This is a genomic window from Pseudomonas sp. Cab53, from assembly GCF_018325965.1.
Taxonomy (GTDB): domain Bacteria; phylum Pseudomonadota; class Gammaproteobacteria; order Pseudomonadales; family Pseudomonadaceae; genus Aquipseudomonas; species Aquipseudomonas chlororaphis_E.
This window is the reverse complement of sequence record NZ_AP021902.1, coordinates 1,480,920-1,504,744: the sequence shown is the minus strand read 5'-3', so window position 1 is coordinate 1,504,744 and position 23,825 is coordinate 1,480,920. Positions and strand designations below refer to the sequence as shown.

Sequence of the window (23,825 nt, the reverse complement as noted above, 5' to 3'; positions counted from 1 at the left end):
TGATGTTGACTGACTCACCGATTTCGCGAGCAAACCCGCCCCCACAGGGGTCAGCGGTGTTTGTAAGATTGATTATTTCGCTCACGGGGACGACCCCGGTGGCCATCGACAACTGCGGGACGGCCCGCATCCCAGTTCAGGCAGCACGCATGCCTGAGGGGGCAATGCCATGTTCGAAAAAATCCTGATCGCCAACCGTGGAGCCATCGCTTGCCGCATCCTGCGGACCTTGGGCGAACTGAAGGTCCAAGGCGTGGCGGTGTATTCCCAAGCCGATGCCGCCAGCCTGCATATCTTGCAGGCCGACGAAGCCCACAGCCTGGGCGAAGGCGCGGCGGCCAATACGTATCTGGCGGTGGACAAGCTTCTGGCGATTGCCAAAAGCAGCGGCGCGACAGCGATTCATCCCGGCTACGGCTTCCTCTCGGAAAACGCAGCCTTCGCCGAAGCCTGCGAAGCTGCCGGTATCGCCTTCATTGGTCCGACACCAGAACAACTGCGTGTGTTCGGCCTCAAGCACACCGCCCGCGACCTGGCGCGACAGCACGGCGTGCCTCTGCTCAAAGGCACCGAACTGCTCGACAGCCTCGACGCCGCACTGTTGGCCGGCACCCGGATCGGTTATCCGGTCATGCTCAAAAGTACCGCCGGCGGCGGCGGAATCGGCATGCGCGTGTGCCGCAGTGCCGCCGAACTGAGCGAATCCTTCGAAGCGGTCAAGCGCCTGGGCCAGAACAACTTCAGCGACGCCGGAGTGTTCATCGAGAAATACATCGAGAAGGCCCGGCACCTGGAGGTCCAGGTGTTCGGCGACGGCCAGGGCCAGGTGATCGCCCTGGGCGTGCGCGACTGCTCGGTGCAGCGACGCAACCAGAAAGTCATCGAGGAAACGCCGGCCCCCAACCTGCCCGAAGGCATGGCCGACGAACTCTGCGCAGCGGCGATCCAACTGGCCCAGGCCGTGAACTACCGCAGCGCCGGCACCGTGGAGTTCGTCTTCGACAGCGATGCGGGGCGCTTCTATTTCCTGGAAGTGAACACCCGCCTGCAAGTGGAGCACGGTGTCACCGAGCAGGTGTGGGGCGTGGACCTGGTGCGTTGGATGGTGCAACTGGCAGCCGGAGACCTGCCACCACTGAAAGCGTTGAGCGAGGGTTTAAAAGCCGAGGGCCACGCGATCCAGGCTCGCTTGTATGCCGAGGATCCAGGTCGGGACTTCCAGCCAAGCCCGGGGCTACTGACCGCCGTGAAATTCCCCGAGGCCGATGGCAAACAGCTACGCATCGACACCTGGGTCGAGGCTGGTTGCCAGATCCCGCCCTACTTCGACCCGATGATCGCCAAGGTCATTCGCTGGGCTCCAACCCGCGAGCAGGCCCGCCTGGGCTTGCACCAAGCGCTGGACGAAAGCCAGCTGTACGGCGTCGAAACCAATCGCGACTACCTGCAACAGATTCTCCTCGATGCACCGTTTGCCAACGGCCAGCCCTGGACCCGCTGCCTGGAGACGTTGGTCTACCGTGCCAACACCGTTGAAGTGCTCAGCCCCGGCACCCAGACCAGCGTCCAGGACTATCCCGGCCGCCTCGGTTACTGGGCAGTGGGGGTGCCGCCGTCAGGACCGATGGACAGCCGTTCGTTGCGCCTGGGCAATCGCCTGCTGGGCAATGAAGAAGGTGCGGCGGCATTGGAAATCACCATGAACGGGCCACTGCTGCGTTTCAACTGCGATGCCCGGGTGGCGGTGACCGGTGCGGTGATTGCCCTCACACTCGACGGTGAAGCCGTACCGATGAACACGCCGTTGTCGATCACTGCCGGCTCCACCCTCGCCATCGGCAACATTTCCGGTGCCGGGGCGCGCAGCTACCTGTGCCTGCAGGGTGGCGTACAAGTGCCGGATTACCTGGGCAGCAAAAGCACCTTTACCCTCGGTCAGTTCGGCGGCCATGGCGGACGGGCGTTGTGTACCGGCGACGTGTTGCATCTGGTGCCGCTGGATGAGCAAGCGACGCTGCCGCCAACGAGCGCACCGATCCTGGAACTGCCGAGCGTGCGCCAGATCCGCGTGATCTACGGCCCGCACGGCGCGCCCGAATATTTCACCGAGCGCTACATCCAGACGTTCTTCGACACCGCCTGGGAAGTGCACTTCAACTCCAGCCGCACCGGCGTCCGACTGATCGGGCCGAAACCTGAATGGGTTCGCGCCGACGGTGGCGAGGCCGGGCTGCACCCTTCCAATATCCATGACAACCCCTACGCCATCGGCGCCGTGGACTTCACCGGCGACATGCCGGTCATCCTCGGCCCCGACGGCCCGAGCCTGGGCGGTTTTGTCTGTCCGGTGACGGTGATCGAAGCGGATCTCTGGCAGTTGGGGCAACTCAAGGCGGGGGACAAGGTGCGATTCGTGCCGGTGGATATATCGACCGCGCGCTCACTGGCCCTGAAATGGGCTCCCTGTGGGGGCGAGCTTGCTCGCGATAGCGGTCTGTCGGATACATCAATGCTGAATGTGCCATCGCCTTCGCGAGCAAGCTCGCTCCCACAGGGGATCGTGTCGCCTGTGGTGTTGGATATCGGGCAGGACGATACCCGCCTGGTCGCTCGCTTGGCTGGCGACACTCATCTGTTGCTGGAAATCGGCGCCCCCGAACTGGACCTGGTGCTGCGCTTTCGCGCCCATGCCTTGATGCAGGCGTTGGAACACAAACAATTGCACGGGGTGATCGACCTGACGCCGGGCATTCGTTCGCTTCAAGTGCACTATCAACCCGAACAACTGCCCCTGGCCGATCTACTGAGCCTCGTCGCCGGTGAGTGGGACGCCGTGTGCGCCGCGCAGGACTTGCAAGTGCCGTCGCGCATCGTTCACCTGCCGCTGTCCTGGGATGACCCGGCCTGTCAGCTGGCCATCGAGAAATACATGACCACGGTGCGCAAGGACGCGCCCTGGTGCCCGAGCAACCTGGAGTTCATTCGACGCATCAACGACCTGCCCAACCTCGACGAAGTGCAACGCACAGTGTTTGACGCCAGCTATCTGGTGATGGGCCTGGGGGACGTCTACCTCGGCGCACCGGTCGCCACACCGCTCGACCCACGCCATCGACTGGTGACCACCAAATACAACCCGGCCCGGACCTGGACCGCGGAAAACTCGGTGGGCATCGGCGGCGCCTACCTGTGCGTGTACGGCATGGAAGGGCCGGGCGGCTATCAGTTCGTCGGGCGCACGTTGCAGATGTGGAATCGTTATCGGGACGTCGCCGCATTCGACGGCAAGCCCTGGTTGCTGCGGTTCTTCGATCAGATCCGCTTCTACCCGGTCAGCGCCGATGAGCTGCTGAACATCCGCCGCGAATTCCCCCTGGGCCGCTTCGACCTGAAGATCGAGCACAGCCAGCTCAACCTCGCCGACTACCAGCGTTTCCTGCTGCAGGAAGCCGACAGCATCGCCACGTTCCGCCGCCAGCAACAAGGTGCCTTCGATGCCGAGCGCGAGCGTTGGATCGCCAGTGGCCAGGCGCACTTTGACAGTGAAGAACCGCCCATCGCGCCGAGCGAAGATTCGCTGCTGACCGAAGGTCAACTGAGCGTCGACAGCCACATCGCCGGTAACCTCTGGCAGGTCCAGGTGCAGGTTGGCGCTCGGGTCGCCGTCGGCGATGTGCTGGTCATCCTGGAGTCGATGAAGATGGAAATCCCGCTGCTTGCGCCCTCGGCCGGCGTGGTGCGCGAGGTGCGCGTCCAGGCCGGTTCGGCGGTGCGCGCCGGACAGCGCGTCGTGGTGCTGGAACGTGACTGAACTCAATCAAAGGATTAAGACCATGAACCTTTCGCTTCGCTTGGACGACCTGCGCGATGCCTATCGCAGCGGCGAACTGACGCCGCGCAAATTGCTGTTGGAACTGCGCCAAAAAGCCGCGGCGCTGAACCCGGACTATCACGTGTTCATCCACCTGCTGACGGTCGAGGAACTGGAGCCCTACCTGGCCGCATTGGAAAGCCGCGACCTGGAGAGCCTGCCGCTGTATGGGGTGCCGTTTGCCATCAAGGACAACATCGACCTGGCCGGCATTCCGACCACGGCAGCCTGCCCGGCGTTTGCCTATGTGCCGCCGCGCTCGGCGACCATTGTCGAGCAGTTGCTGGCACTGGGCGCGATCCCCCTGGGCAAGACCAACCTCGACCAGTTCGCCACCGGGCTCAATGGCACCCGCTCGCCCTACGGCGCCTGCCGCAACAGCGTGTTGCCCGACTATCCGGCAGGCGGTTCGAGCGCCGGCTCGTCGCTGGCCGTAGCCCTGGGCCTGGCAAGTTTTGCCTTGGGCACCGATACCGCCGGCTCCGGTCGGGTGCCCGCCGCGCTGAACAACCTGGTGGGATTGAAAGCCACCCTGGGATTGATCTCCACGGCGGGCGTGGTCCCGGCCTGTCGCACACTGGACTGCGTCACCACCTTCACGGCGACGGCCAGGGAAGCCAGCCAGCTATTGGCGCTGACAGCCCGCCCAGACCCGCGTGACGACTACAGCCGCCACAACCCGCAGTGGAACGATGGCTCTGCGTTCGGCGTGCCTCGGCGCTTTCGTTTCGGTGTGCCGCGCCAGCAAGACCTGGCGTTTTTCGGTTGCCCTGAAGGTCCGCAACTGTTTCAGGAAGCCGTCAAACGACTCGAACGCCTGGGCGGCGAAGCCGTGGAACTGGACCTGTCGCCGTTCCTGGAAGCCGCACGGCTGCTTTATGAAGGTCCGTGGGTAGCCGAGCGCTACAGCGTCGCCGGCCCATTGATGGAGCGCGAGCCCGACGCCGTGCTGCCCGTCATTCGTGCCGTGCTGGCGAAAGCGCCTACGGTAGATGGCGTACAGACCTTCCGCGCCCGGTACCGTCTGCAAGCGCTCAAAGCCCAATGCGACCGAGCCATGGACGCGCTTGACTGCGTACTCACACCGACCATCGGCCGGCCAGTGACCCTCGCCGAACTGGCCGCCGAACCGGTACTGCGCAACTCGGAACTGGGTTATTACACCAATTTCATGAACCTGCTGGACTACGCCGCCGTCGCCGTCCCCAGCGCGTTCATGGCCAACGGCTTGCCCTGGGGCGTGACGCTGTTCGGTCGAGCCTTCACCGATCAGTACCTCTTGAGCCTGGCCGATGCCTTGCAGCGTCAACAGGACAAGACGTTGCCCGTTGCCGTCCACCCGGCGCGCCACGACCGGGCGCGGCTGGTCGTGTGCGGCGCACACCTGGACGGGTTGGCGCTGAACTGGCAGCTCAGGCAACGCGGCGCCCGGCTGATCGAGGCCACCCAAAGCTCGCCAGACTACCGCCTGCATGCCTTGCCCGGCGGCCCACCCTCGCGCCCCGGCATGGTTCGGGTTCGTGAAGGCGGCGTGGCGATCGAGGTCGAAGTCTGGGAGCTGCCGAGCAGTGAACTGGGCTCGTTCCTGACTGGCATTCCCGCCCCGTTGGGACTGGGCAAGGTGCAACTGGCCGATGGGCGCTGGGAAAACGGATTCATCTGTGAGTCGTATGGTTTGGAGGGCGCTCAGGACATCAGCCATCTGGGGGGATGGCGGGCTTATCTAACTACCCTTGAGTAAACAGTACCTGTGGCGAGGGGATTTATCCCCTCGCCACAATCTTGCAAACCGGCAAAATCGACTGTCTTTTCCCACAAGGCCACTAAACTGACTTCATTGGGTCTGCGCCAAGGGAATCGCCATGTCGCTCCGTTCGCCGTTGTATTCCCTGTGCAAGCCGCTGCTGGCGGTGGTGGCGCTGCTCGGTACTGGCTTCCTGATCATTACGTTGCTGGGCTATTACGCAGCCCAGGCCTCGATACGCGAGCACATTCTCAGGACGCTGTACCTGAACCTGCTGATCGGCGTGCTCGTGACACTGGCGGTCCTGACCATTGTTTATCGGCTGATCAACGACTACCAGCAACGCATCGACGCCCAGGCCACCCTCGACAGCCTGACCGAATTGCCAAACCGCCGTGGCTTCGATCTGCTGGCCGTGCAAGCCCTGCACGAAGCCCAGCGTGAGCCCAGACCCTTGACGGCGCTGCTGGTGGAACTGGACGACTTCAAGCGACTGGACACCACTCACGGTCATATCGCCACCGATCAACTGTTGACCGGGTTCGCCCGCAGCCTGACTGAGAGCCTGCGGCATTCAGACATCGTCTGTCGCTGGAGCACCGATGCCTTTGTCGTCCTGCTCAAGGACACCGATGGACAGACCGGTCTGAAAATCGCTGAGAAAATTCGTCAGCACATCGAAAAACAGCGCTATTTCTGCAGCGGGAAACAATTGCTGGTCACGGTCAGCATCGGACTGACCACGGTGCAGGACGAAGACACCTTGCACAGCCTGCTGTCCCGGACCGATCATGCCCTGCAACGCGCCCGGCAAAGCGGGTGCAACCGAACCTGTGTGGACATGCCTCACTCCAGCTATGAATAAACCTGACCTTTGCCCCGCCTGCGGTGGCGCCAATGATTGCTCACTCGCCGATCCGAGGACCGTCGACCGGGCCTGCTGGTGTTTTGGCGTAAGCATCGACCCGGCCGTGCTCGAAGCGCTGCCGGCAGAGCTGCGTGATCAATCCTGCCTGTGCCCACGCTGTGCACAGGTTGAAGCCCAACTGCACGCCAAGCCCCGGCCGATCGCGTAAGATGCGCGCCCTCTTCCTGGCCTGAACTGCCCCATGCGCGTTGACCGCTTTCTCAGCAATCTACCCCGATTCAATCGCCAGCAGGCCCGCCTGTTACTGGTGGCGGGCCGGGTGCGGATCGACGGCCAGACCGTCACCGACCCGCACGCCCAGGTGCGTGAGTTCAGTCGTGTTGAAGTCGATGACGAGGTGCTGCAGGCGGGCCGACGTCCACGGTATTTCATGCTGCACAAGCCACCCGGCTGCGTCAGCGCCACCCGCGATCCGCAACACCCGACCGTGCTCGATTGGCTCGATGAACCTGACAAGGACGACCTGCACATCGCCGGGCGCCTGGACTTCAATACCACCGGCCTGATGCTGATCACCAATGACGGCAGTTGGTCGCGCCGCCTGACCCAACCGCAGACCAAGCTGCCCAAGGTCTATTACGTCGAAACCGAACAGCCGATCACCGCCGAGTACGCCGACACCTTCGCGCGGGGTCTGTATTTCGCCTTCGAAGACCTCACCACCCAACCGGCAGGGTTGACGCTGCTGGGGCCGACCACGGCGCGCCTGAGCATCGTCGAAGGGCGTTATCACCAGGTCAAGCGCATGTTCGGCCACTTCGACAATAAGGTGTTGCGCCTGCACCGCGAACGCATGGGCCCCCTGGTGCTGGACCCTGCTCTCGAACCGGGCCAGTACCGCGCCCTGGGCGCTGACGAGATCAGCCTGATCTGAGCCCATTACCGTCGGGCAGAAGTGTCGAACAATTTTCCAAGCGGTACTTGCACAACGGTCGTCCCCCTGCTTGAATCAAACCGTCGGCCGAAATGTGACCGATGAGTCACAACATACTTCCAAGAAACTTTTTGCCGGCCAGAGCCCCCAGGCTCCGCCGTATCTCTCCCGGCAAACTGCCCGCCTACAACAACACCCGTCGACCGCTTCAGTGGATCGACATGGGCCTTATCTTCCAGGCGTATGCCTACCTGTCACATTGCCCGTGCAATCTCATTGCGCGCATACCCGCTTGCCAGGAGTCTTATGACATGAGGCCAGAAATCGCTGTGCTGGATATACAAGGTCAGTATCGGGTTTACACGGAGTTCTATCGCGCAGACGCCGCACAAAAGACCATCATCATGGTCAACGGCTCGATGGCCACGACTGCGTCGTTTGCACAGACCGTCAAAAGCCTCCATCCGCAATTCAACGTTGTGTTGTACGACCAGCCCTATGCGGGTAAGTCAAAAGCGCACAACCGGCATGAAAGAATGCTCACCAAGGAGATCGAAGGGCAGATTCTCCTGGAACTGATCGACCACTTTGCCGCCGAGCATGTGCTGTCCTTTTCCTGGGGCGGCGCCGCCACGTTGAGCGCCCTGGCCCAGCGCCCACAGCGGATTGAAAAAGCGGTGATCAGTTCGTTCTCGCCGGTGCTCAACGCACCGATGCGCGACTACCTGGAGCGTGGCGTGGATTACCTGAGCAACCTGGACCGCGACCGGGTCGGCCACCTGGTCAACAGCACCATCGGCAAGCATTTGCCGCCGCTGTTCAAGCGCTTCAACTATCGCCATGTCAGCAGCCTGGCCGAGCATGAGTACGGCCAGATGCATTTCCACATCACTGACGTGCTCCAGAGCGACCCGCAGTGCTACGTCAACGCGGCGAGAAAAATCAACGTGCCGGTACTGTTCCTCAACGGCGAATGGGATGAATACACCTCGGCCGACGACGCCAGGCTTTTTGCCAACCATGTCCGGCACAGTACGTTCAGCACGGTGCAAGCCACCGGGCATTTCCTGGACATGGAACACAAGGCCGCCTGCCGCGACAGCCGCAACGCCGTGATGAACTTCCTCACGCCGACACACCGCGAAAGCCGTCCGCGCTACAGCTTCGTGCAGGACTACCATGCACTGGCAATCTGAAACGAGTCCTCGCGAGCAAGCCCCGCCCCGCGCCAACAAAACGGGGTTTGCCCGCGAAAGACCGCTTTGATCCAAGGCCTGCGTAGACGAGCGCACGCGCATCAGGCAAAGAAAAACTTCAAATCCTCGCCCACATCTGGTACAAAGTCAGCCGCTCTGAGCGGGTGTCGTATAATGGCATTACTCCAGCTTCCCAAGCTGATAACGAGGGTTCGATTCCCTTCACCCGCTCCACATTTACTTTCCCTGGATATCCAAGTCCGGGAATGCCTGCAACCCAAAGCGCTGAACCTGTTTTTCCTCAAGCGCACACTCCAGTGACATGAGATGGCCTGAATAAGGCTTCTGCGGTGCGCGCCCCAGCTTGGCGCACGTCTCCAGGTAGTCAGTCACCGCCTCCTTGAACGCCGCTCGAAGCTCGCTGACAGATTCGCCGTGAAACCCGACGACATCCTTGATCCCCGCGATATGGCCTACAAGCAGACCGTCCTCGTCACTGTAGTCAATCCGAGCGGCGTAGCCTTGATAATTCATAACGTTCACGGGGTCACTCCTGTGGATAGCAGACACCTTCCGCTTGGCTTGTAGGCAGAATCCGAGAACTGCACATCACAACACCGGCTGGTTGTTATCAATTGATCGGCCCGGGGCCTCTCGCAAATAAACCTGTGGGAGCGGTGCAAATGTAAGCAGAATTTTCAACGCGTCGTTGCTGTCTCACCAGACAGGTGAATCCCATTAAGGAACACGGCAATGAACTTCGCAAAAATCGCACAGAAGCTGGCTCTATGGGCGGGAAGCCCGAAGACGTTCTTGGGCGCCATTGTATTACTGGCGCTTTGGGCGATCAGCGGCCCCTTTTTCCAGTTCAACGACACCTGGCAGCTGATCATCAACACGTCGACGACGATCATCACCTTCCTGATGGTATTTCTGATTCAGAACACGCAGAACCGCGACACAGACATCTTGCACCTGAAGATCGATGAGTTGTTGCGAGCCACGGCGGAGGCGCAGAACGCGATGCTCGGTCTCGAATCGCTGGACCTCAAGCAACTGGAGGCATTGAGGAAGCACTACCAGACGATGGGCCAGGGCGAGGTCAAGAACCTTGAAGGCCTTGAGCAAAAAAGCAACGTTGACCTGAATCAGTGCTGATACGAAGACGCGAGGGGCGTGATGCCCCTCGCGTCTTCCCGGCCACCGTCAAGGCAATGGATGTCGCCCTCACGTCAAAAGGTGCAGCGGCTCAGCGGCTGGCTTGCAGCGCCCTGGCCATCTCCAGATGGGTTTGCAACTTGGGCAGGGTCTCATCGGCGAAGGCCTTGATCTCAGGCACTTCGGTGGTCTGGGCCTGCTCCTGGATCTGGGTAATGGCCTCCTCCGTGGCCTTGACCTGGCTGGCGGCATAGGCGGCCTCGAACGACTCACCCTCCTGCACCTGCGGCATCAGGGTCTTGGCCTTGTCAGCCATTTCCTCCCGAGGCGCGACGGGCAAGTCGAGCTTCTTCGCGATCTTCGCCAGGTGTTGGTTGGCGGTAGTACGGTCGTTGATCACCATGATGGTGTAGTCCTTGACCTCCCTGGACTCAGCCTTGCCATGGGCCATGCGGCTGGCCTCGATGTCGGCCATGCCCTTGGCGGAAGCGTCGTTGATGAATTCGGCAGGCGATTGGGCCCAGGCACTGTTGGCACCCAGGCCCATCAACACGACGAGGCTGGTGGTGCGAAAAAAGGTGGCCATCCGGTTCATGGTCGCGCCCTCCTCAATTGAACATTCGGCAGCGGCCCCACCACGGGACCTGCCAGGGTTTCGAAAGGCAAAAGGGCTGAAAAGTTTGATTCAAGTGCCTCGCCGCGACGAACGGCGACCTACGCTCAGTGGCTGAATGCCCGATGGTTCTGACGCTTGGCGGCGTACATCGCCTCGTCGGCATGACGGAACAGCGCCACATCTTCGACCCCATGGTCGGGAAAACAAGCGACCCCGATGCTCGGCTCGATGCTCAGGCAATAGCCGTCCAGCCGCAGCGGCTGACTCAGCACCTGGCGGATTTTTTCCTGCACGCGGTGAGCATCGTCCAACGCTTGGATGCTATGAAGCAGCACCACGAACTCGTCCCCGCCGATGCGCGCCACGGTGTCGACATCCCGTATACAGCCCTTGAGACGGCTGGCCACCGCTTGCAACAACAGGTCGCCTACGCCGTGGCCGTAGGTGTCGTTGATCTGTTTGAAGCGATCGAGGTCGATGTACAGCAAGGCCATGCGCCCCGACACGGCACGGGCGCTGGCCAGTGCAGCCTTGAACCGGTCACGCAGCAATTCACGGTTAGGCACCTGGGTCAACTGATCGTATTGCGCCATGTGCTGCAGCCGGGCATGCAATTGCTGGCGTTCGATGGCGATGGTGATTTGAGCGCAGACGTATTGCAGCAGGTCCTTATCCTGCTCGGTGTAGCGCTCGTTGTCCGGGGCACTCTTGACGATCAGCGCCCCGATCGTGCCGTTCTGCGAGTTCAACGGCACACCGAGCCAACAGGGCGCGCCCGGCTGCGCCACGAGGTCGCAGAACCCCGACGGCAGTGAGCTGCAACCGGGCGTCAACAGGATCGGCTGGCCGCTGCGGATCACCTCGGCGCACAAACGCCCGGTCATCGTGCCGGGAAGCTCGGGCTGCTGCTCCAGGTCGTCGACGTGATAGGCGAAGTTCAACTGCGCGCATTGCTCGTCGTACAGCGCCACCGAAAAATTCAACGCCGGCAGCCATTCGCCGATGATCTGGTGGACGCGCTTGAACAGCGCCAACAGGTCCGCCGCCGCATGGGCGGCCTCGGAAATCGCATACAACGCCGCCTGGCGCGACTCTGCCAGCTTGCGCTCGGTGATGTCGCGCGCCACGGCGATCCGCAATTGGTCCACCGGCGACCAGCGCGCCGACCAGAGGATGTGCACCACCCGGCCATCCTTGTGCAGGTAGCGGTTCTCGAAATTGAGCTTGGGCTCCCCGTTCATGATCTCCCGCGCGGCCTCGAGGGTACGCTGGCGATCGGCGGGGTGCACGAGGTCGATCATCGCCTGCCCCATCAATTCCTGCGGGGTATAGCCGAAAATGCGCTCGCAGGCAGCACTGACAAACACGAAGCGCCCCTGGCCATCGACCGCGCACACGGCGTCCAGCATCAGGTCGATGTAACTGGCCAGCGGCGTGTGGCTTCGGGTGTCCATGGTGCTGGAGTCATCCGGGTGAGTGCAGCGGTAAAGGGGCGAAAGTCATGATGAGGATAGCGCAGGTGACCGAGGCGCAAGCCACGCCCCCCCATTAAAGAATAGAGCCCCCCAGCCCGCAGAGCATAACCTGCCGGCACCTCGCACTCGCAAATGGATTTGCCGTCCAGGTTCCTAGGCAAACTCCTACGCAGAAGTCTCCAGTAACACTCAAACATGCCGGAAACGACCGATTCAAAGCCTATGGCCCTGCGCTGTAAAGTCTGGAAACACGGCGACGAAACACGCCACGGACAGCGTCGTGAATCAAGGAATGTGATCGAACCATGAACCAGACTGCACACCCCACCCATCGCTTCACCCACTACCGTAAAGTCATTTCCCTCGCGGATCAGGATTGGCAATGCGCTGAAGCCGGAAAAATCTCAGGGCTCAATGTCGAGGTCAAGACGCCCAATGTCCTGGTCGACCAATATGGCCGTACCCTCCATCACTTCTGCACCACGTCCTACCTGGGGCTGGATTACCACCCGGCCTTGCTGGATGGCGCCATGACCGCCCTGTGGGAAACCGGGACCTTGCGAGTCGCCAACTCCAGGAACCGCTGCAAGCTGGCGATCCTTGCGCAGTACGAGACCCAATTGTCGGAGCTGTTCGGCGCCAGTTGCCTCAGTGCGCTGTCGTGCAGCGCGGCGAGTGCCGGGATCCTGCCGCTGCTGGCCAGCGGTGCCTTCTCGGACAATCGATCGCCCGTCATGGTGTTCGACAAGCTGGCCCATTATTCGATGAATCACATCAAGGCGGCTTGCGCCGATGAAACCCAGGTGCTCACCTGTGCGCACAACGACATGGACTTCATCGAGGACGTGTGCAAGCGCCAGCGCAACGTGGCGTACGTGGCCGACGGTGCCTACAGCATGGGCGGCCTCGCGGACCTGGACAGCCTGATGTACCTCAAGCAACGGTACGGTCTGTTTCTCTACCTGGACGATTCTCATGCGCTGTCGGCCGTCGGGGAGCGCGGCATGGGCCTGGTCCGCTCGCGCCTGCCCGCCTTGGACGAGCGCACCCTGATCGTCGCTTCGCTGGCGAAATCCTTCGGGGCCAGCGGTGGGCTGGCGATGTTCGGCAGCGAACGGCACAAGGCGCTGGTGCAACGCTACGGTGGGCCAAGCAACTGGTCCCAGAGCTTGAACGCGGCAGCCATCGGTGCCGGCATGGCTTCGATTCGCCTGCACCACAGCCGCGAGCTCGGCAGCTTGCAGGAGCGTTTGCAGGCTAATATCCGCCTCTTCGACCGCCTCGTTCGTACCGAACAGCACGGCAGCCCCATGGCGATCCGACTGGTGCCTTGCGGTGAAACCACCCTGGCGAACAGCCTGGCGACCGAACTGGCCGAACGAGGGTACTTCACCTCGGCGGTCTTTTTCCCGGTGGTGCCCCAAGGCAAGGCTGCGATCCGTATTACCCTGCGCGCCGATATGGAGCCAAAGGTGATCAGCGAATTCTGCCAAGGCATCACCCAACTGCTGGCTGCCCACGGACGCGACATCCGCCCATGAAACGAGCCTCCTGATGAACAACCGCACCACCCTGATCGTCACCTGCACGACCGTGTTCCTGGCACAACTGGGCATGAGCATCTATTTGCCGGCCCTGCCTGACATCGCCCAGGCCCTGGGAACCGACGCCTCCCGGGTGTCCTGGGGCCTGGCGGCGTACCTGATCGGCATGGCCCTGCCGATGCTGTGGTGGGGGAGCCTGAGCCAGCGGCTGGGGCGCAAGGTGGTGTTGCTGGCGGCATTGGGGCTCTACGGCCTGAGCAACCTGGCCTTGCCGATGGGCAGCAACGCCGAGGCATTCCTGGCGATGAGGCTGATCCAGGGCATCGGCGCCAGCGGTATCTCGGTGATGGCACGGGTGCTGATTCGCGACAGTTTCAGCGGTGACCTGCTGGCCAAGGCCCTTTCATGGATATCCATCGCCTTCGTGGTGGCCCTCGGCATCGGTCAATACCTGGGCTCGTTGATCCAGGCTGCACTGGGTTGGGAGGCGATTTTCCAAGGGGTGGGCGCCACCAGCCTGGTCATGGCGGCGGCGGTCTCCCGGGCCAGGTTTCCGGTGGTGGCGCCGAGCCAGGACAGCCCATCGGCCTGGCGAATCTACGCCCGGATACTCAGGCACCGTCACTTTTTGCGACCGGCATTGGCCGGCGGGCTGGGTTACGGCGTGATCATTGCCTTCAATACCGCAGCGCCATTGATTCTGCAGGAAGGCTTTGACTGGTCGCCCATCGAATACGGGCTGCTGGGGTGGCCGATCAGCGCGGCGTACCTGCTCGGAGCGCTGACGGTCAATGCTTTCGTGCTGCGTACCGGCCAGCAGCGGATGATGGGCTGGGGCATTGCCCTGGTGTTGGCCGGCAGCACGATCATGTTGGTCAGCAGCCTGGCGCTGAGCCACGTCGCCTTGCTGTTCTGGCTGCCCTATTGCTTTGCGGTGTTCGGCCAGTCGGTCAACTACCCCATCAGCCTGTCCCTGGCCAACCAAGGCTCGCCGGTGGCCGGTGCCTATGCCATGGCGTTGAGCGGTTTCCTGCATCAACTGCTGGCTTCGGTGATCGGTGCCGTGGCCAGCCTGTTGCTGAGCCAACAGGCCTGGCCACTGGCGACGATGTGCGCCTTGCTGGGTGTGGCGGCGATGGCCTGCGTGAGGTCCAGGCCGCCCCAGGGCGATTAGAACGCGCTGCGGAAGATTTCCTCGATCTGGCGCTGGTCCGCCGCTCGGGGGTTGGTCAGGCCGCAGGCGTCTTTCAGCGCATTGGAGGCCAGGACCGGTACGTCATTGAGGCGTACGCCCAATTCACGCAAGCCGGCGGGGATGTCCACGTCCTGGGCCAGGCTGCGGATCGCCGCGATGGCGGCCTGTGCGCCCTCTTCCGGGGTGGCCCTCGGCGCGTCGACGCCCATGGCCCGCCCCACCTCAGCCAGGCGAGCGGCGCACACCGTGGCATTGAAGCTCTGCACATGCGGCAACAGCACCGCGTTGCACACCCCGTGAGGCAAGTCGTAGAAGCCACCCAGTTGGTGGGCCATGGCGTGCACGAAACCCAGCGAAGCGTTGTTGAACGCCATCCCGGCGAGAAACTGTGCGTAGGCCATGTTCTCCCGCGCCGCCAGATCGCTGCCGTCGCGCACGGCCAGGCGCAGGTTGTTGCTGATCAGGGTGACGGCTTTCAGGGCACAGGCATCGGTGATCGGCGTGGCAGCGGTGGACACATACGCCTCGACCGCATGGGTCAGCGCATCCATGCCGGTGGCCGCCGTCAGGCCCTTGGGCATCGCGACCATCAGCGCCGGGTCGTTCACCGACATCAATGGCGTCACGTTGCGATCGACGATCGCCATTTTCACGTGGCGCGTCTCGTCGGTGATGATGCAGAAGCGGGTCATCTCGCTGGCCGTGCCGGCGGTGGTGTTGATGGCGATCAGTGGCAGTTGCGACTTGCTGGAACGGTCCACGCCTTCATAGTCACGGATGTGCCCGCCGTTGGTGGCGCAAAGGGCAATGCCCTTGGCGCAATCGTGGGGCGAACCTCCGCCGAGCGACACGACGAAGTCGCACCCGCTCTCCTTCAGCAGCCCCAGCCCAAGCTCGACGTTGGCAATGCTTGGATTGGGCTTGGCGCCGTCGAAAATCACCGCATCGACGTCCTGGACTGCCAGCAGCTCAGCCACCTTGCCGGCCACGCCGGCCTTCGCCAACCCAGCGTCGGTGACGATCAAGGCCTTGCGAAAACCGTAGTTGCGAATGGCGGTCATCGCCTCGTCGAGGCAACCCAGGCCCATGATGTTCACGGCTGGAATGAAAAAGGTGCTGCTCATGGGACACGCTCCTGGAAGAGACCGGATCGGTAGGGGTATACAGGATTGACCGATCAGTCACGGCGTTCCTTGATCTGGCTCAAGAGTTTGTCGTGATAAAGTCGCGCCCTGCCTTTGCCACGTTTTGGATGAGCTTCGCGATGACCGATTTCCACGAATACGACGCCCGGCTTGAAGATTGGGCGGCCCTGCAGGCCAGCACCGACTTCAGCGGCCTGCTGTTGGGCAATGGTGCCAGTCGCGCGGTGTGGGACGATTTCGGCTACGACTCACTGTTCGAAAACGCCCGCACCGTCGAGGAAAAGCCCCTGAGCCCGTCGGAGTTGAGTGTGTTCGATGCGATGCAGACGCGCAGCTTCGAGCAGGTGCTCGGCGCGCTCAAGACCACCAGCCGGGTCAACAAGGCCCTGGCCGTCAGCTCCGCCGCCCCGCGCAACCGCTACTATGCGATCAAGGAAGCGCTGATCAATACCGTGCACGCGGTGCACATCCCGTGGCGACTGGTGCAGCCTTCCATGTTGGCGACGCTCAATCAGGCGTTGAGCCACTACCGCACGGTGTTCACCACCAACTACGACCTGCTCAATCACTGGGCGATCCAGCACGCGCCGGGCACCCTCACCGACCTGTTCACGGGCAGCGATCACCATTTCGATCTGAGCCAGGTGAGCACTGACAAACCGCGCATGCTGTACCTGCACGGCGGCCTGCACCTGGTGCGCAACCAGGACGGCATGGCGCGCAGGTTGAGCTCCACCGAAGGCACGTTGCTGGGCAGCTTCGCCATCAACAACACCCTCAAGACCCTCGACGATGTGCCGCTGTTCGTCAATGAAGGCCCGAGCCAGGACAAGCTCAAGACCATCCGCAGCTCCGACTACCTGTCATTCTGCTACGACCAGTTGCTGCATCACGGCGACAACCTGTGCCTGTTCGGCCATGCCCTCGGCGAGCAGGACCGGCACATCGTCGACGCCCTTCGCCTGGCGGCCCCCAAGGTCGTGGCGATCTCGATCTACCCGCGCAGCCAGGCATTCATCCAGCACCAGAAACGCCATTACGCCAACGTGTTCCAGGGATTGGCGGTGGAGCTGCGGTTCTTCGACGCCAAGAGTCATCCCCTGGGCGATCCGAAGCTGGCGGTGCCGGTGGAGGTTTGACCGCCCCCCCATCGTGGCCTAGACGCTGGCGATGCCTGGCGACATGGCTATAACGTGATCGCCGTGCCCAGCAAGGTCAGGAACCCCGCCAGCCAGTTCGGATGTGCCGGCCAGGCCGGAGCGGTCGCCAGGTTGCCCTGGACATGGCCTTGAGTCACCGGAATGTCGATGTAGGTGCCTCCGGCCAGCCGCACTTCCGGGGCGCAGGCCGGGTAAGCACTGCATTCGCGACCTTCGAGGATGCCGGCGGCCGCCAGTAATTGCGCGCCGTGGCAAACCGCCGCGATCGGCTTGCCGGCCAGATCGAAATCCCGCACCAGTTGCAGCACCGTTTCATTCAGGCGCAGGTATTCCGGCGCACGCCCGCCCGGGATCAGCAATGCGTCGTAGTCGGCGGCGGCGACAGTGGCGAAGTCTTGGTTGAGGGCAAACAGGTGCCCAGGCTTTTCGCTATAGGTCTGGTCACCTTCGAAATCGTGGATCGCCGTGCGCACCGTCTGCCCGGCGTTCTTGTCCGGGCACACCGCGTGCACGGTATGGCCGACCATCTGCAAGGCCTGGAACGGCACCATCACTTCATAGTCTTCGACGTAATCGCCGACCAGCATCAGGATTTTCTTGGCGGCCATGGTTGAGCTCCTTTGTATGCGAGAAGGGTGAACGCATTAAAGGTAGCCCGGTGGCCCGGCCGTGCAGCGCCAACCCGGCATTACCGGACGGGCTGCACGACGAGAGAGAAACAGGCCTGCTCGCGATGGCGGAGTAGTCAGCCCACGGCAATGGGGCTGATGTACCGCTTTCGCGAGCAAGCTCGCTCCCACAGGGGCGGCGTCAGAGGTGTCCATCCGCGCGCAGCAGGGTCTCCAGGCAATGCTCGGTGACGTGATAGAACGCCTTGAGTTCCTGGATCTTGCGCAGCAGTTCGGTCGTATCGATGGGTTCGGCGCGCTTGACCGCCAGGATCATCTTGTTCTTGTTGGTGTGTTCCAGGGAGATGAACTCGAACACCTTGGTTTCATAGCCACAGGCTTCGAGGAACAGCGCCCGCAGGCTGTCGGTGACCATTTCCGCCTGCTGGCCCAGGTGCAGGCCGTATTGCAGCATGGGCTTGAGCAAGGCTGGGCTCTGGATCTGCAGGCGGATCTGTTTGTGGCAGCACGGCGAGCACATGATGATCGAGGCGCCGGAGCGAATGCCCATGTGGATCGCGTAGTCGGTGGCGATGTCACAGGCGTGCAAGGCGATCATCACGTCCACCGCGCTCGGCGCGACGCTGCGCACGTCACCGTGCTGGAAGCTCAGGCCCGGATGCTCCAGGCGCGCCGCCGCTTCGTTGCACAGCTTGACCATGTCTTCGCGCAGCTCGACACCGGTGACCACGCCCTCGGCCTGCAAGGTGTTGCGCAGGTAATCGTGGATGGCGAAGGTGAGGTAGCCCTTGCCCGAGCCGAAATCCGAGACCCGCACCGGCTTGTCCAGGGCCAGGGGCGAAGACGTCAGCGCATGGCTGAACACCTCGATGAACTTGTTGATCTGCTTCCACTTGCGCGACATCGCTGGGATCAGCTCGTGCTTGTGGTTGGTCACACCCAGGTCGGCAAGGAACGGCCGGCTCAGGTCGAGGAAGCGGTTCTTCTCGCGGTTGTGCTCGCCGGACGGCACCTCACGCAACTGCTGGGGCTTGCTCCTGAACAGCGAAGGCTTGCCCTTCTTGCTGTATTCCAGCTGCGCCTCGTCGGTGACCGCCAGCAGGTGCGCGTTCTTGAACGACGCCGGCAAGAGCGCAGCAACGGTGTCCACCCCTTCGGCCAACGGGAAGTTCTTGGTGATGTCGCGGGTCTTGTAGCGGTAGACGAAGGACAGGCACGGCTGCTCCTTGACCGTCAGCGGCTTGATGATCAACCGCTGGAGGTCCGCTTCATCCCCGACATGCTTGGCCAGTACCAGTTTGATGAAAGCGTTTTGCGCAAGGCTGGTGCGCAACAGCTCGATGAACTGGGCGTGATGATCCGGCGCGGGACGGGCGGGGGTGGCGGTAACGGACATGAACAAGCGGCCTCGGGGCGGGGCGAAACGGGAGTGGTGGGTATTTTAGGGGGGATGGGGTTCGAGGGCACGGGGAATTGGGAAATTAATGTGGCGAGGGGATTTATCCCCGTTGGGCTGCGCAGCAGCCCTCAAAAAAACAGGCGACCAGATCGCTTGGCGTTCCAGCCGTCGGCTCTTTGGGGGGCTTCGCCCCCAGCGGGGATAAATCCCCTCGCCACAACGATGTTCGACAGCAGATCTTCAGCCCAACACCACCAACCGGTTCGGCAATTCATTGCGCGCCTGGGTCACCGGCACGTGTTCCTTGAGCAAGGTGCCGCAGGCTTCGATGCAGTTCACGAAGCCCTGCAACGTCTGGCCCTGGCGCACCTGCTGGGTGAACGTGGCGACGATGGCGTCCCAATGCTTGTTGTCGAGGCGCTTGGAAATGCCCTCGTCCACCAGGATTTCCACGTAGCGCTCGGCCTCGCAGACGAAGATCAACATGCCCGTGCCGCCCACCGTGTGGTGCAGGTTCTGTTCGAGGAACTGCCGGCGCGCCAGGTTGGAGGCGCGCCAATGCCGTACGGAACGGGGGATCAGGTGCGTGGTGATGCGGGGAATGCGAAACACCAGGCACAAGCCGATGAAGCTGAGCCATTGCACCAGCAGCAAACTGTGCATCGCCAGCCAGCCCGTGAGGTAATGCACCACGCCGGGCACCACCAGGGCCAGCAGGCTGGCCCACAGCAGCGGGATGTAGGCATAGTCGTCGGCACGGGCGGCGAGCACCGTGACCAGCTCGGCGTCGGTGTCCTGCTCGACCCGGGCAATGGCCTCGGCCACCTTGCGTTGTTCGTGTTCAGTCAGTAATGCCATGGTTAGAAATGCCCGTTCATTATTATTGTCACCAGCCGCCCGACGAACCGCCGCCTCCAAAACTGCCACCGCCCCCGCTGAAGCCTCCGCCGCCCCCTCCGTCGCTGGAGTCACCGCCGCCAAAACCACCACTGGAACCACTGCTACTGGAACCGCTGGAGCTGCCGATGCTTACGGGCAGGATGCCCAGCACCTGGCACACCATCACGGTGATGATAAACAGCATCACCAGCAGGACCAACAGCCACGGGTGCCGCTGGACGAAATCGCCCTCCTGCTGCTCGTCCGTGCTGTACACCGGCGCCGGTTCATCCAGCGGGCTGCCGCCCAGCACCACCAGCATCGCCGACACGCCGTCGCTGATGCCCTTGTTGAAGTTGCCGGTCTTGAACGCCGGGGTGATCACCTGGTTGATGATCACCGAACTCTGGGCGTCGGTCAGGCGGTCCTCCAGGCCGTAGCCCACCTCGATGCGCAGTTTACGGTCATCCCGGGCGACGATCAGCAGGGCGCCGTTGTTTTTATCCTTCTGCCCGATGCCCCAGTGGCGCCCGAGCAGATAGCCGAAGTCCTCGATCCTGGCGCCTTGCAGGTCTGGCACCGTGACGACGACCACCTGCTCGCCGGTCGCCTGCTCATGGGACTTGAGCTGCGCATCCAGTTGCTCGCGCACCGCCGGCTCAAGCAACTGGGCGGTGTCCACCACCCGCCCGGTCAGCGCCGGAAACTTCAACTCGGCCTGGGCCGTGACTGCAAACACCCAGAGCAACAGCACCAGGCCAAATTTCAACACGCGCATTGGAACTCCTGTAGGCGCCGGGTACCGATCAGAACTTCACCTGGGGCGCTTTCTCGGCATCGGGGCTGGTGGCCTCGAAGGTCTGGCGGACCGGCAGGTCGCTGTACATCACGCTGTGCCACAGGCGTCCCGGGAAGGTACGGATCTCGGTGTTGTACTGCTGCACCGCCAGGATGAAGTCGCGACGGGCCACGGCGATGCGGTTCTCGGTGCCTTCGAGTTGCGATTGCAGGGCCAGGAAGTTCTGGTTGGCCTTGAGGTCCGGATAACGTTCGGACACCACCATCAGCCGGCTCAATGCCCCGGACAGTTGATCCTGTGCCTGCTGGAACTGCTTGAGTTTTTCCGGGTTGTCCAGGGTGCTGGCATCGACCTGGATCGACGTGGCCTTGGCCCGGGCCTCGACCACGGCGGTGAGGGTTTCCTGTTCATGCTGGGCGTAGCCCTTGACGGTTTCCACCAGGTTGGGGATCAGGTCGGCACGCCGCTGGTACTGGTTCTGCACCTGGCCCCAGGCGGCCTTGGCCTGTTCGTCCAGGGTCGGGATGTTGTTGATGCCGCAACCGGCCAGCAGCGTGGTGAACAGCATCAGCACCAGCACCTGTAAGCCGCTGCGGTGGTTCAGTCGTAGATTCATCGGGTGAAGCTCTCCCTTGCATGACATTAAAAAACGCGGCCACCTATCGCCTCGGCGTCTAGGGCATAATCTGCCGCCGCACTGGATTCAATCAGGGCGATGGGCTAAAAGATGCGCGGTGCGAAACTAAGTTCAGCCCACCGGGCTCGAAAGTGTGCTGTATTTGACCGAACAACAATAGCCGCTCCTCACATTTTGGCTGACCGGCGTGTGCTCACCGCCCTTTAGGCTTGCGAGAAAACTATTCATGAAGAAGCTGTGTTTGCTGGGCCTGTTTGTCACCCTGGCCAGTCAATCCGTAGTAGCCGACAACCTGCCAGCCCCCATAGAGAACAAGGATGCCTTCATCAGCAACCTGATGAAGCAGATGACCCTCGAAGAGAAGATCGGCCAGTTGCGGCTGATTAGCATCGGCCCGGAAATGCCCCGGGAGATGATCCGCAAGGAAATCGCCGCGGGGAACATCGGCGGCACGTTCAACTCCATCACCCGCGATGAAAACCGTCCGATGCAGGACGCGGCCATGCGCAGCCGGTTGAAGATCCCGATGTTCTTCGCCTATGACGTGATCCACGGCCACCGCACCATTTTCCCGATCCCCCTGGCCCTGGCGTCGAGCTGGGACATGGACGCCATCTACCACTCCGGGCGCATCGCCGCCCAGGAAGCCGCTGCCGACAGCCTGGACATCACCTTCGCGCCGATGGTCGACATCTCCCGCGACCCGCGCTGGGGGCGGACGTCCGAAGGCTTTGGCGAAGACACCTACCTGGTGTCGCGCATCGCCGGGGTGATGGTCAAGGCGTTCCAGGGCAACGGCGCCAACGCCGCCGACAGCATCATGGCCAGCGTCAAGCACTTCGCCCTGTACGGCGCCGTGGAAGGCGGCCGGGACTACAACACCGTGGACATGAGCCCGGTGAAAATGTACCAGGACTACCTGCCCCCCTACCGCGCCGCCATCGATGCCGGCGCCGGCGGGGTAATGGTCGCGCTGAACTCCATCAACGGCATACCGGCCACGGCCAACACCTGGCTGATGCACGACCTGCTGCGCAAGGAGTGGGGCTTCAAGGGCCTGGCCGTGAGCGATCACGGCGCGATCTTCGAACTGATCAAGCACGGCGTCGCCCGGGACGGTCGCGAAGCGGCGAAGCTGGCGATCAAGGCCGGCATCGACATGAGCATGAACGACTCGCTGTATGGCAAGGAATTGCCGGGGCTGCTCAAGTCCGGCGAGATCGAGCAGAGCGACATCGACAACGCGGTGCGTGAAGTGCTGGCTGCCAAGTACGACATGGGCCTGTTCAAGGACCCGTACCTGCGCATCGGCAAGGCCGAGGATGACCCGGCCGACACCTACGCCGAAAGCCGCCTGCACCGCGCCGACGCCCGTGACGTGGCACGCCGCAGCCTGGTGTTGCTGGAGAACCGCAACCAGACCCTGCCCCTGAAAAAGAGCGCGAAAATCGCCTTGGTCGGCCCGCTGGCCAAGGCACCGATCGACATGATGGGCAGTTGGGCCGCCGCCGGGCGCCCTGCGCAGTCGGTCACGCTGTTCGACGGCATGACCCGCGCCCTGGGCGCCGAGTCGAAACTGGTCTACGCCCGTGGCGCCAACATCACCAGCGACAAGAAGGTGCTCGACTACCTGAACTTCCTCAACTTCGATGCCCCGGAAGTGGTGGACGACCCGCGTCCGGCCCAGGTGCTGATCGACGAAGCGGTGAAAGCCGCCAAGGACGCCGATGTGGTGGTGGCCGCGGTGGGTGAATCCCGTGGCATGTCCCACGAGTCCTCAAGCCGCACCGAACTGAACATCCCGGCCAGCCAACGCGAGTTGATCAAGGCCCTGAAAGCCACCGGCAAGCCGCTGGTGCTGGTGTTGATGAACGGCCGTCCGCTGTCGTTGCTGGAAGAACAGCAACAGGCCGATGCGATCCTGGAAACCTGGTTCAGCGGCACCGAGGGCGGCAATGCCATCGCCGACGTGCTGTTTGGCGACTACAACCCATCGGGCAAGCTGCCGATCACTTTCCCACGTTCGGTTGGGCAGATTCCGACCTACTACAACCACCTGAGCATCGGCCGGCCGTTCACACCCGGCAAGCCAGGCAACTACACCTCGCAATACTTCGACGACACCACCGGCCCGCTCTACCCCTTCGGCTACGGCCTGAGCTACACCGAGTTCAGCCTGTCGGACATGGCCCTGTCGTCGACCACGCTGAACAAGACCGGCAAGCTCGACGCCAGCGTGACGGTGGAGAACACCGGCAAGCGTGACGGCGAGACCGTGGTGCAGTTGTACATCCAGGACGTGACGGGCTCGATCATCCGCCCGGTGAAGGAACTGAAGAACTTCCGCAAGGTGATGCTCAAGGCCGGCGAGAAGAAGGTCGTCCACTTCACCATCAGCGAGGATGACCTGAAGTTCTTCAATGCCCAGCTCAAGTACGCCGCCGAACCGGGCAAGTTCAATGTGCAGATCGGCCTGGACTCCCAGGATGTGAAGCAACAGAGTTTTGAGTTGCTCTGATCCCCAGGCAACACAAAACCCATGTGGGAGCGAGCTTGCTCGCGATAGCGGCTTAACA

The 23,825-nt window shown here is 62.5% G+C and carries 19 protein-coding genes, 1 tRNA gene and 1 pseudogene; 12 read left to right on the top strand and 9 right to left on the bottom strand.

Annotation, left to right across the window (positions count from 1 at the left end; all coding sequences use genetic code 11):
* Positions 1 to 169 precede the first annotated feature (169 nt).
* The 7 genes and pseudogenes from uca (at position 170) to KI241_RS06550 (ending at position 8,847) form a co-directional block, all read left to right on the top strand.
* Positions 170 to 3,811 carry an urea carboxylase gene (gene uca / locus KI241_RS06580; RefSeq protein ID WP_212803484.1) on the top strand — a complete coding sequence of 1,214 codons (3,642 nt, stop codon included), beginning with the start codon at positions 170 to 172 and terminating at the stop codon, positions 3,809 to 3,811.
* Positions 3,812 to 3,833: 22 nt separating this feature from the next.
* Positions 3,834 to 5,612, top strand: coding sequence for an allophanate hydrolase (gene atzF, locus KI241_RS06575; protein WP_212803483.1), 1,779 nt, complete (start codon positions 3,834 to 3,836; stop codon positions 5,610 to 5,612).
* A gap of 250 nt (positions 5,613 to 5,862) precedes the next feature.
* A pseudogene (locus KI241_RS06570) lies at positions 5,863 to 6,480 on the top strand (GGDEF domain-containing protein); the annotation flags it as partial.
* On the top strand, positions 6,473 to 6,691 hold the full coding sequence (locus KI241_RS06565; protein ID WP_123579520.1) for a cysteine-rich CWC family protein: 219 nt from the start codon (positions 6,473 to 6,475) through the stop codon (positions 6,689 to 6,691). The pseudogene KI241_RS06570 and the gene KI241_RS06565, both read left to right, overlap by 8 nt.
* A gap of 33 nt (positions 6,692 to 6,724) precedes the next feature.
* Positions 6,725 to 7,417, top strand: a complete 693-nt coding sequence (locus KI241_RS06560; protein ID WP_123579521.1) for a pseudouridine synthase — start codon at positions 6,725 to 6,727, stop codon at positions 7,415 to 7,417.
* Between the two features lie 311 nt (positions 7,418 to 7,728).
* Positions 7,729 to 8,613, top strand: coding sequence for an alpha/beta hydrolase (locus tag KI241_RS06555; protein ID WP_042731453.1), 885 nt, complete (start codon positions 7,729 to 7,731; stop codon positions 8,611 to 8,613).
* Positions 8,614 to 8,773: 160 nt separating this feature from the next.
* A tRNA-Gly gene (locus tag KI241_RS06550) sits at positions 8,774 to 8,847 on the top strand.
* 3 nt (positions 8,848 to 8,850) lie between these two features.
* On the opposite strand, the gene KI241_RS06545 is transcribed toward KI241_RS06550, so the two are convergent.
* A complete protein-coding gene (locus KI241_RS06545) occupies positions 8,851 to 9,156 on the bottom strand; it encodes a type II toxin-antitoxin system HicB family antitoxin (RefSeq protein ID WP_234407889.1) in 306 nt (101 codons plus the stop codon).
* 210 nt (positions 9,157 to 9,366) lie between these two features.
* On the opposite strand from KI241_RS06545, the gene KI241_RS06540 reads away from it, so the two are divergent.
* Positions 9,367 to 9,771, top strand: coding sequence for a low affinity iron permease family protein (locus tag KI241_RS06540; RefSeq protein ID WP_042731455.1), 405 nt, complete (start codon positions 9,367 to 9,369; stop codon positions 9,769 to 9,771).
* A 91-nt stretch (positions 9,772 to 9,862) separates the two neighbouring features.
* Here the strand turns inward: KI241_RS06540 and KI241_RS06535 are convergent, their stop codons facing one another.
* Together KI241_RS06535 and KI241_RS06530 are read right to left on the bottom strand one after the other, a co-directional pair.
* A complete protein-coding gene (locus KI241_RS06535) occupies positions 9,863 to 10,366 on the bottom strand; it encodes a DUF4142 domain-containing protein (RefSeq protein ID WP_042731456.1) in 504 nt (167 codons plus the stop codon).
* A 125-nt stretch (positions 10,367 to 10,491) separates the two neighbouring features.
* Positions 10,492 to 11,841 (bottom strand): diguanylate cyclase, encoded by a 1,350-nt coding sequence (locus KI241_RS06530; protein WP_042731457.1) that lies wholly within the window; start codon positions 11,839 to 11,841, stop codon positions 10,492 to 10,494.
* 326 nt (positions 11,842 to 12,167) lie between these two features.
* On the opposite strand from KI241_RS06530, the gene KI241_RS06525 reads away from it, so the two are divergent.
* Positions 12,168 to 13,403: an aminotransferase class I/II-fold pyridoxal phosphate-dependent enzyme gene (locus tag KI241_RS06525; RefSeq protein ID WP_042731458.1), complete on the top strand. Its 1,236-nt coding sequence runs from the start codon at positions 12,168 to 12,170 to the stop codon at positions 13,401 to 13,403.
* Positions 13,404 to 13,416: 13 nt separating this feature from the next.
* Positions 13,417 to 14,580: an MFS transporter gene (locus KI241_RS06520; RefSeq protein WP_042731459.1), complete on the top strand. Its 1,164-nt coding sequence runs from the start codon at positions 13,417 to 13,419 to the stop codon at positions 14,578 to 14,580.
* On the opposite strand, the gene yiaY is transcribed toward KI241_RS06520, so the two are convergent.
* Positions 14,577 to 15,725 (bottom strand): L-threonine dehydrogenase, encoded by a 1,149-nt coding sequence (gene yiaY / locus KI241_RS06515; RefSeq protein ID WP_212803481.1) that lies wholly within the window; start codon positions 15,723 to 15,725, stop codon positions 14,577 to 14,579. The two genes, KI241_RS06520 and yiaY, sit on opposite strands and share 4 nt — an antisense overlap.
* Before the next feature lie 140 nt (positions 15,726 to 15,865).
* Here yiaY and KI241_RS06510 point away from each other — a divergent pair, with 140 nt between their 5' ends.
* The gene (locus KI241_RS06510; protein ID WP_212803480.1) at positions 15,866 to 16,885 is read left to right on the top strand and encodes a DUF4917 family protein; all 1,020 of its coding nucleotides are present in this window, start codon (positions 15,866 to 15,868) and stop codon (positions 16,883 to 16,885) included.
* Between the two features lie 47 nt (positions 16,886 to 16,932).
* On the opposite strand, the gene KI241_RS06505 is transcribed toward KI241_RS06510, so the two are convergent.
* From KI241_RS06505 to KI241_RS06485, 5 genes are all read right to left on the bottom strand, one after another.
* Entirely contained in the window at positions 16,933 to 17,514 is a 582-nt protein-coding gene (locus KI241_RS06505; RefSeq protein ID WP_212803479.1) for a DJ-1/PfpI family protein, read from the bottom strand.
* 202 nt (positions 17,515 to 17,716) lie between these two features.
* Positions 17,717 to 18,931: an SAM-dependent methyltransferase gene (locus KI241_RS06500; protein ID WP_047738497.1), complete on the bottom strand. Its 1,215-nt coding sequence runs from the start codon at positions 18,929 to 18,931 to the stop codon at positions 17,717 to 17,719.
* Between the two features lie 243 nt (positions 18,932 to 19,174).
* Positions 19,175 to 19,792, bottom strand: a complete 618-nt coding sequence (locus tag KI241_RS06495; protein ID WP_042731080.1) for a TPM domain-containing protein — start codon at positions 19,790 to 19,792, stop codon at positions 19,175 to 19,177.
* A 28-nt stretch (positions 19,793 to 19,820) separates the two neighbouring features.
* Positions 19,821 to 20,591 (bottom strand): TPM domain-containing protein, encoded by a 771-nt coding sequence (locus KI241_RS06490; RefSeq protein WP_212803478.1) that lies wholly within the window; start codon positions 20,589 to 20,591, stop codon positions 19,821 to 19,823.
* Positions 20,592 to 20,619: 28 nt separating this feature from the next.
* Complete coding sequence (locus KI241_RS06485) at positions 20,620 to 21,228, bottom strand: LemA family protein (protein WP_042731082.1); 609 nt, start codon at positions 21,226 to 21,228, stop codon at positions 20,620 to 20,622.
* 247 nt (positions 21,229 to 21,475) lie between these two features.
* Here KI241_RS06485 and bglX point away from each other — a divergent pair, with 247 nt between their 5' ends.
* Positions 21,476 to 23,767 (top strand): beta-glucosidase BglX, encoded by a 2,292-nt coding sequence (bglX, locus tag KI241_RS06480; RefSeq protein WP_042731083.1) that lies wholly within the window; start codon positions 21,476 to 21,478, stop codon positions 23,765 to 23,767.
* The last annotated feature ends 58 nt before the right edge of the window (positions 23,768 to 23,825 follow it).

What these genes read in the sequence shown, in the direction of transcription:
- uca (WP_212803484.1), top strand. Translation starts at nt 170, where the DNA reads ATGTTCGAAAAAATCCTGATCGCCAACCGTGGAGCCATCGCTTGCCGC.
- atzF (WP_212803483.1), top strand. Translation starts at nt 3,834, where the DNA reads ATGAACCTTTCGCTTCGCTTGGACGACCTGCGCGATGCCTATCGCAGC.
- KI241_RS06565 (WP_123579520.1), top strand. Translation starts at nt 6,473, where the DNA reads ATGAATAAACCTGACCTTTGCCCCGCCTGCGGTGGCGCCAATGATTGC.
- KI241_RS06560 (WP_123579521.1), top strand. Translation starts at nt 6,725, where the DNA reads ATGCGCGTTGACCGCTTTCTCAGCAATCTACCCCGATTCAATCGCCAG.
- KI241_RS06555 (WP_042731453.1), top strand. Translation starts at nt 7,729, where the DNA reads ATGAGGCCAGAAATCGCTGTGCTGGATATACAAGGTCAGTATCGGGTT.
- KI241_RS06540 (WP_042731455.1), top strand. Translation starts at nt 9,367, where the DNA reads ATGAACTTCGCAAAAATCGCACAGAAGCTGGCTCTATGGGCGGGAAGC.
- KI241_RS06535 (WP_042731456.1), bottom strand. Translation starts at nt 10,366, where the DNA reads ATGAACCGGATGGCCACCTTTTTTCGCACCACCAGCCTCGTCGTGTTG.
- KI241_RS06530 (WP_042731457.1), bottom strand. Translation starts at nt 11,841, where the DNA reads ATGGACACCCGAAGCCACACGCCGCTGGCCAGTTACATCGACCTGATG.
- KI241_RS06525 (WP_042731458.1), top strand. Translation starts at nt 12,168, where the DNA reads ATGAACCAGACTGCACACCCCACCCATCGCTTCACCCACTACCGTAAA.
- KI241_RS06520 (WP_042731459.1), top strand. Translation starts at nt 13,417, where the DNA reads ATGAACAACCGCACCACCCTGATCGTCACCTGCACGACCGTGTTCCTG.
- yiaY (WP_212803481.1), bottom strand. Translation starts at nt 15,725, where the DNA reads ATGAGCAGCACCTTTTTCATTCCAGCCGTGAACATCATGGGCCTGGGT.
- KI241_RS06510 (WP_212803480.1), top strand. Translation starts at nt 15,866, where the DNA reads ATGACCGATTTCCACGAATACGACGCCCGGCTTGAAGATTGGGCGGCC.
- KI241_RS06505 (WP_212803479.1), bottom strand. Translation starts at nt 17,514, where the DNA reads ATGGCCGCCAAGAAAATCCTGATGCTGGTCGGCGATTACGTCGAAGAC.
- KI241_RS06500 (WP_047738497.1), bottom strand. Translation starts at nt 18,931, where the DNA reads ATGTCCGTTACCGCCACCCCCGCCCGTCCCGCGCCGGATCATCACGCC.
- KI241_RS06495 (WP_042731080.1), bottom strand. Translation starts at nt 19,792, where the DNA reads ATGGCATTACTGACTGAACACGAACAACGCAAGGTGGCCGAGGCCATT.
- KI241_RS06490 (WP_212803478.1), bottom strand. Translation starts at nt 20,591, where the DNA reads ATGCGCGTGTTGAAATTTGGCCTGGTGCTGTTGCTCTGGGTGTTTGCA.
- KI241_RS06485 (WP_042731082.1), bottom strand. Translation starts at nt 21,228, where the DNA reads ATGAATCTACGACTGAACCACCGCAGCGGCTTACAGGTGCTGGTGCTG.
- bglX (WP_042731083.1), top strand. Translation starts at nt 21,476, where the DNA reads ATGAAGAAGCTGTGTTTGCTGGGCCTGTTTGTCACCCTGGCCAGTCAA.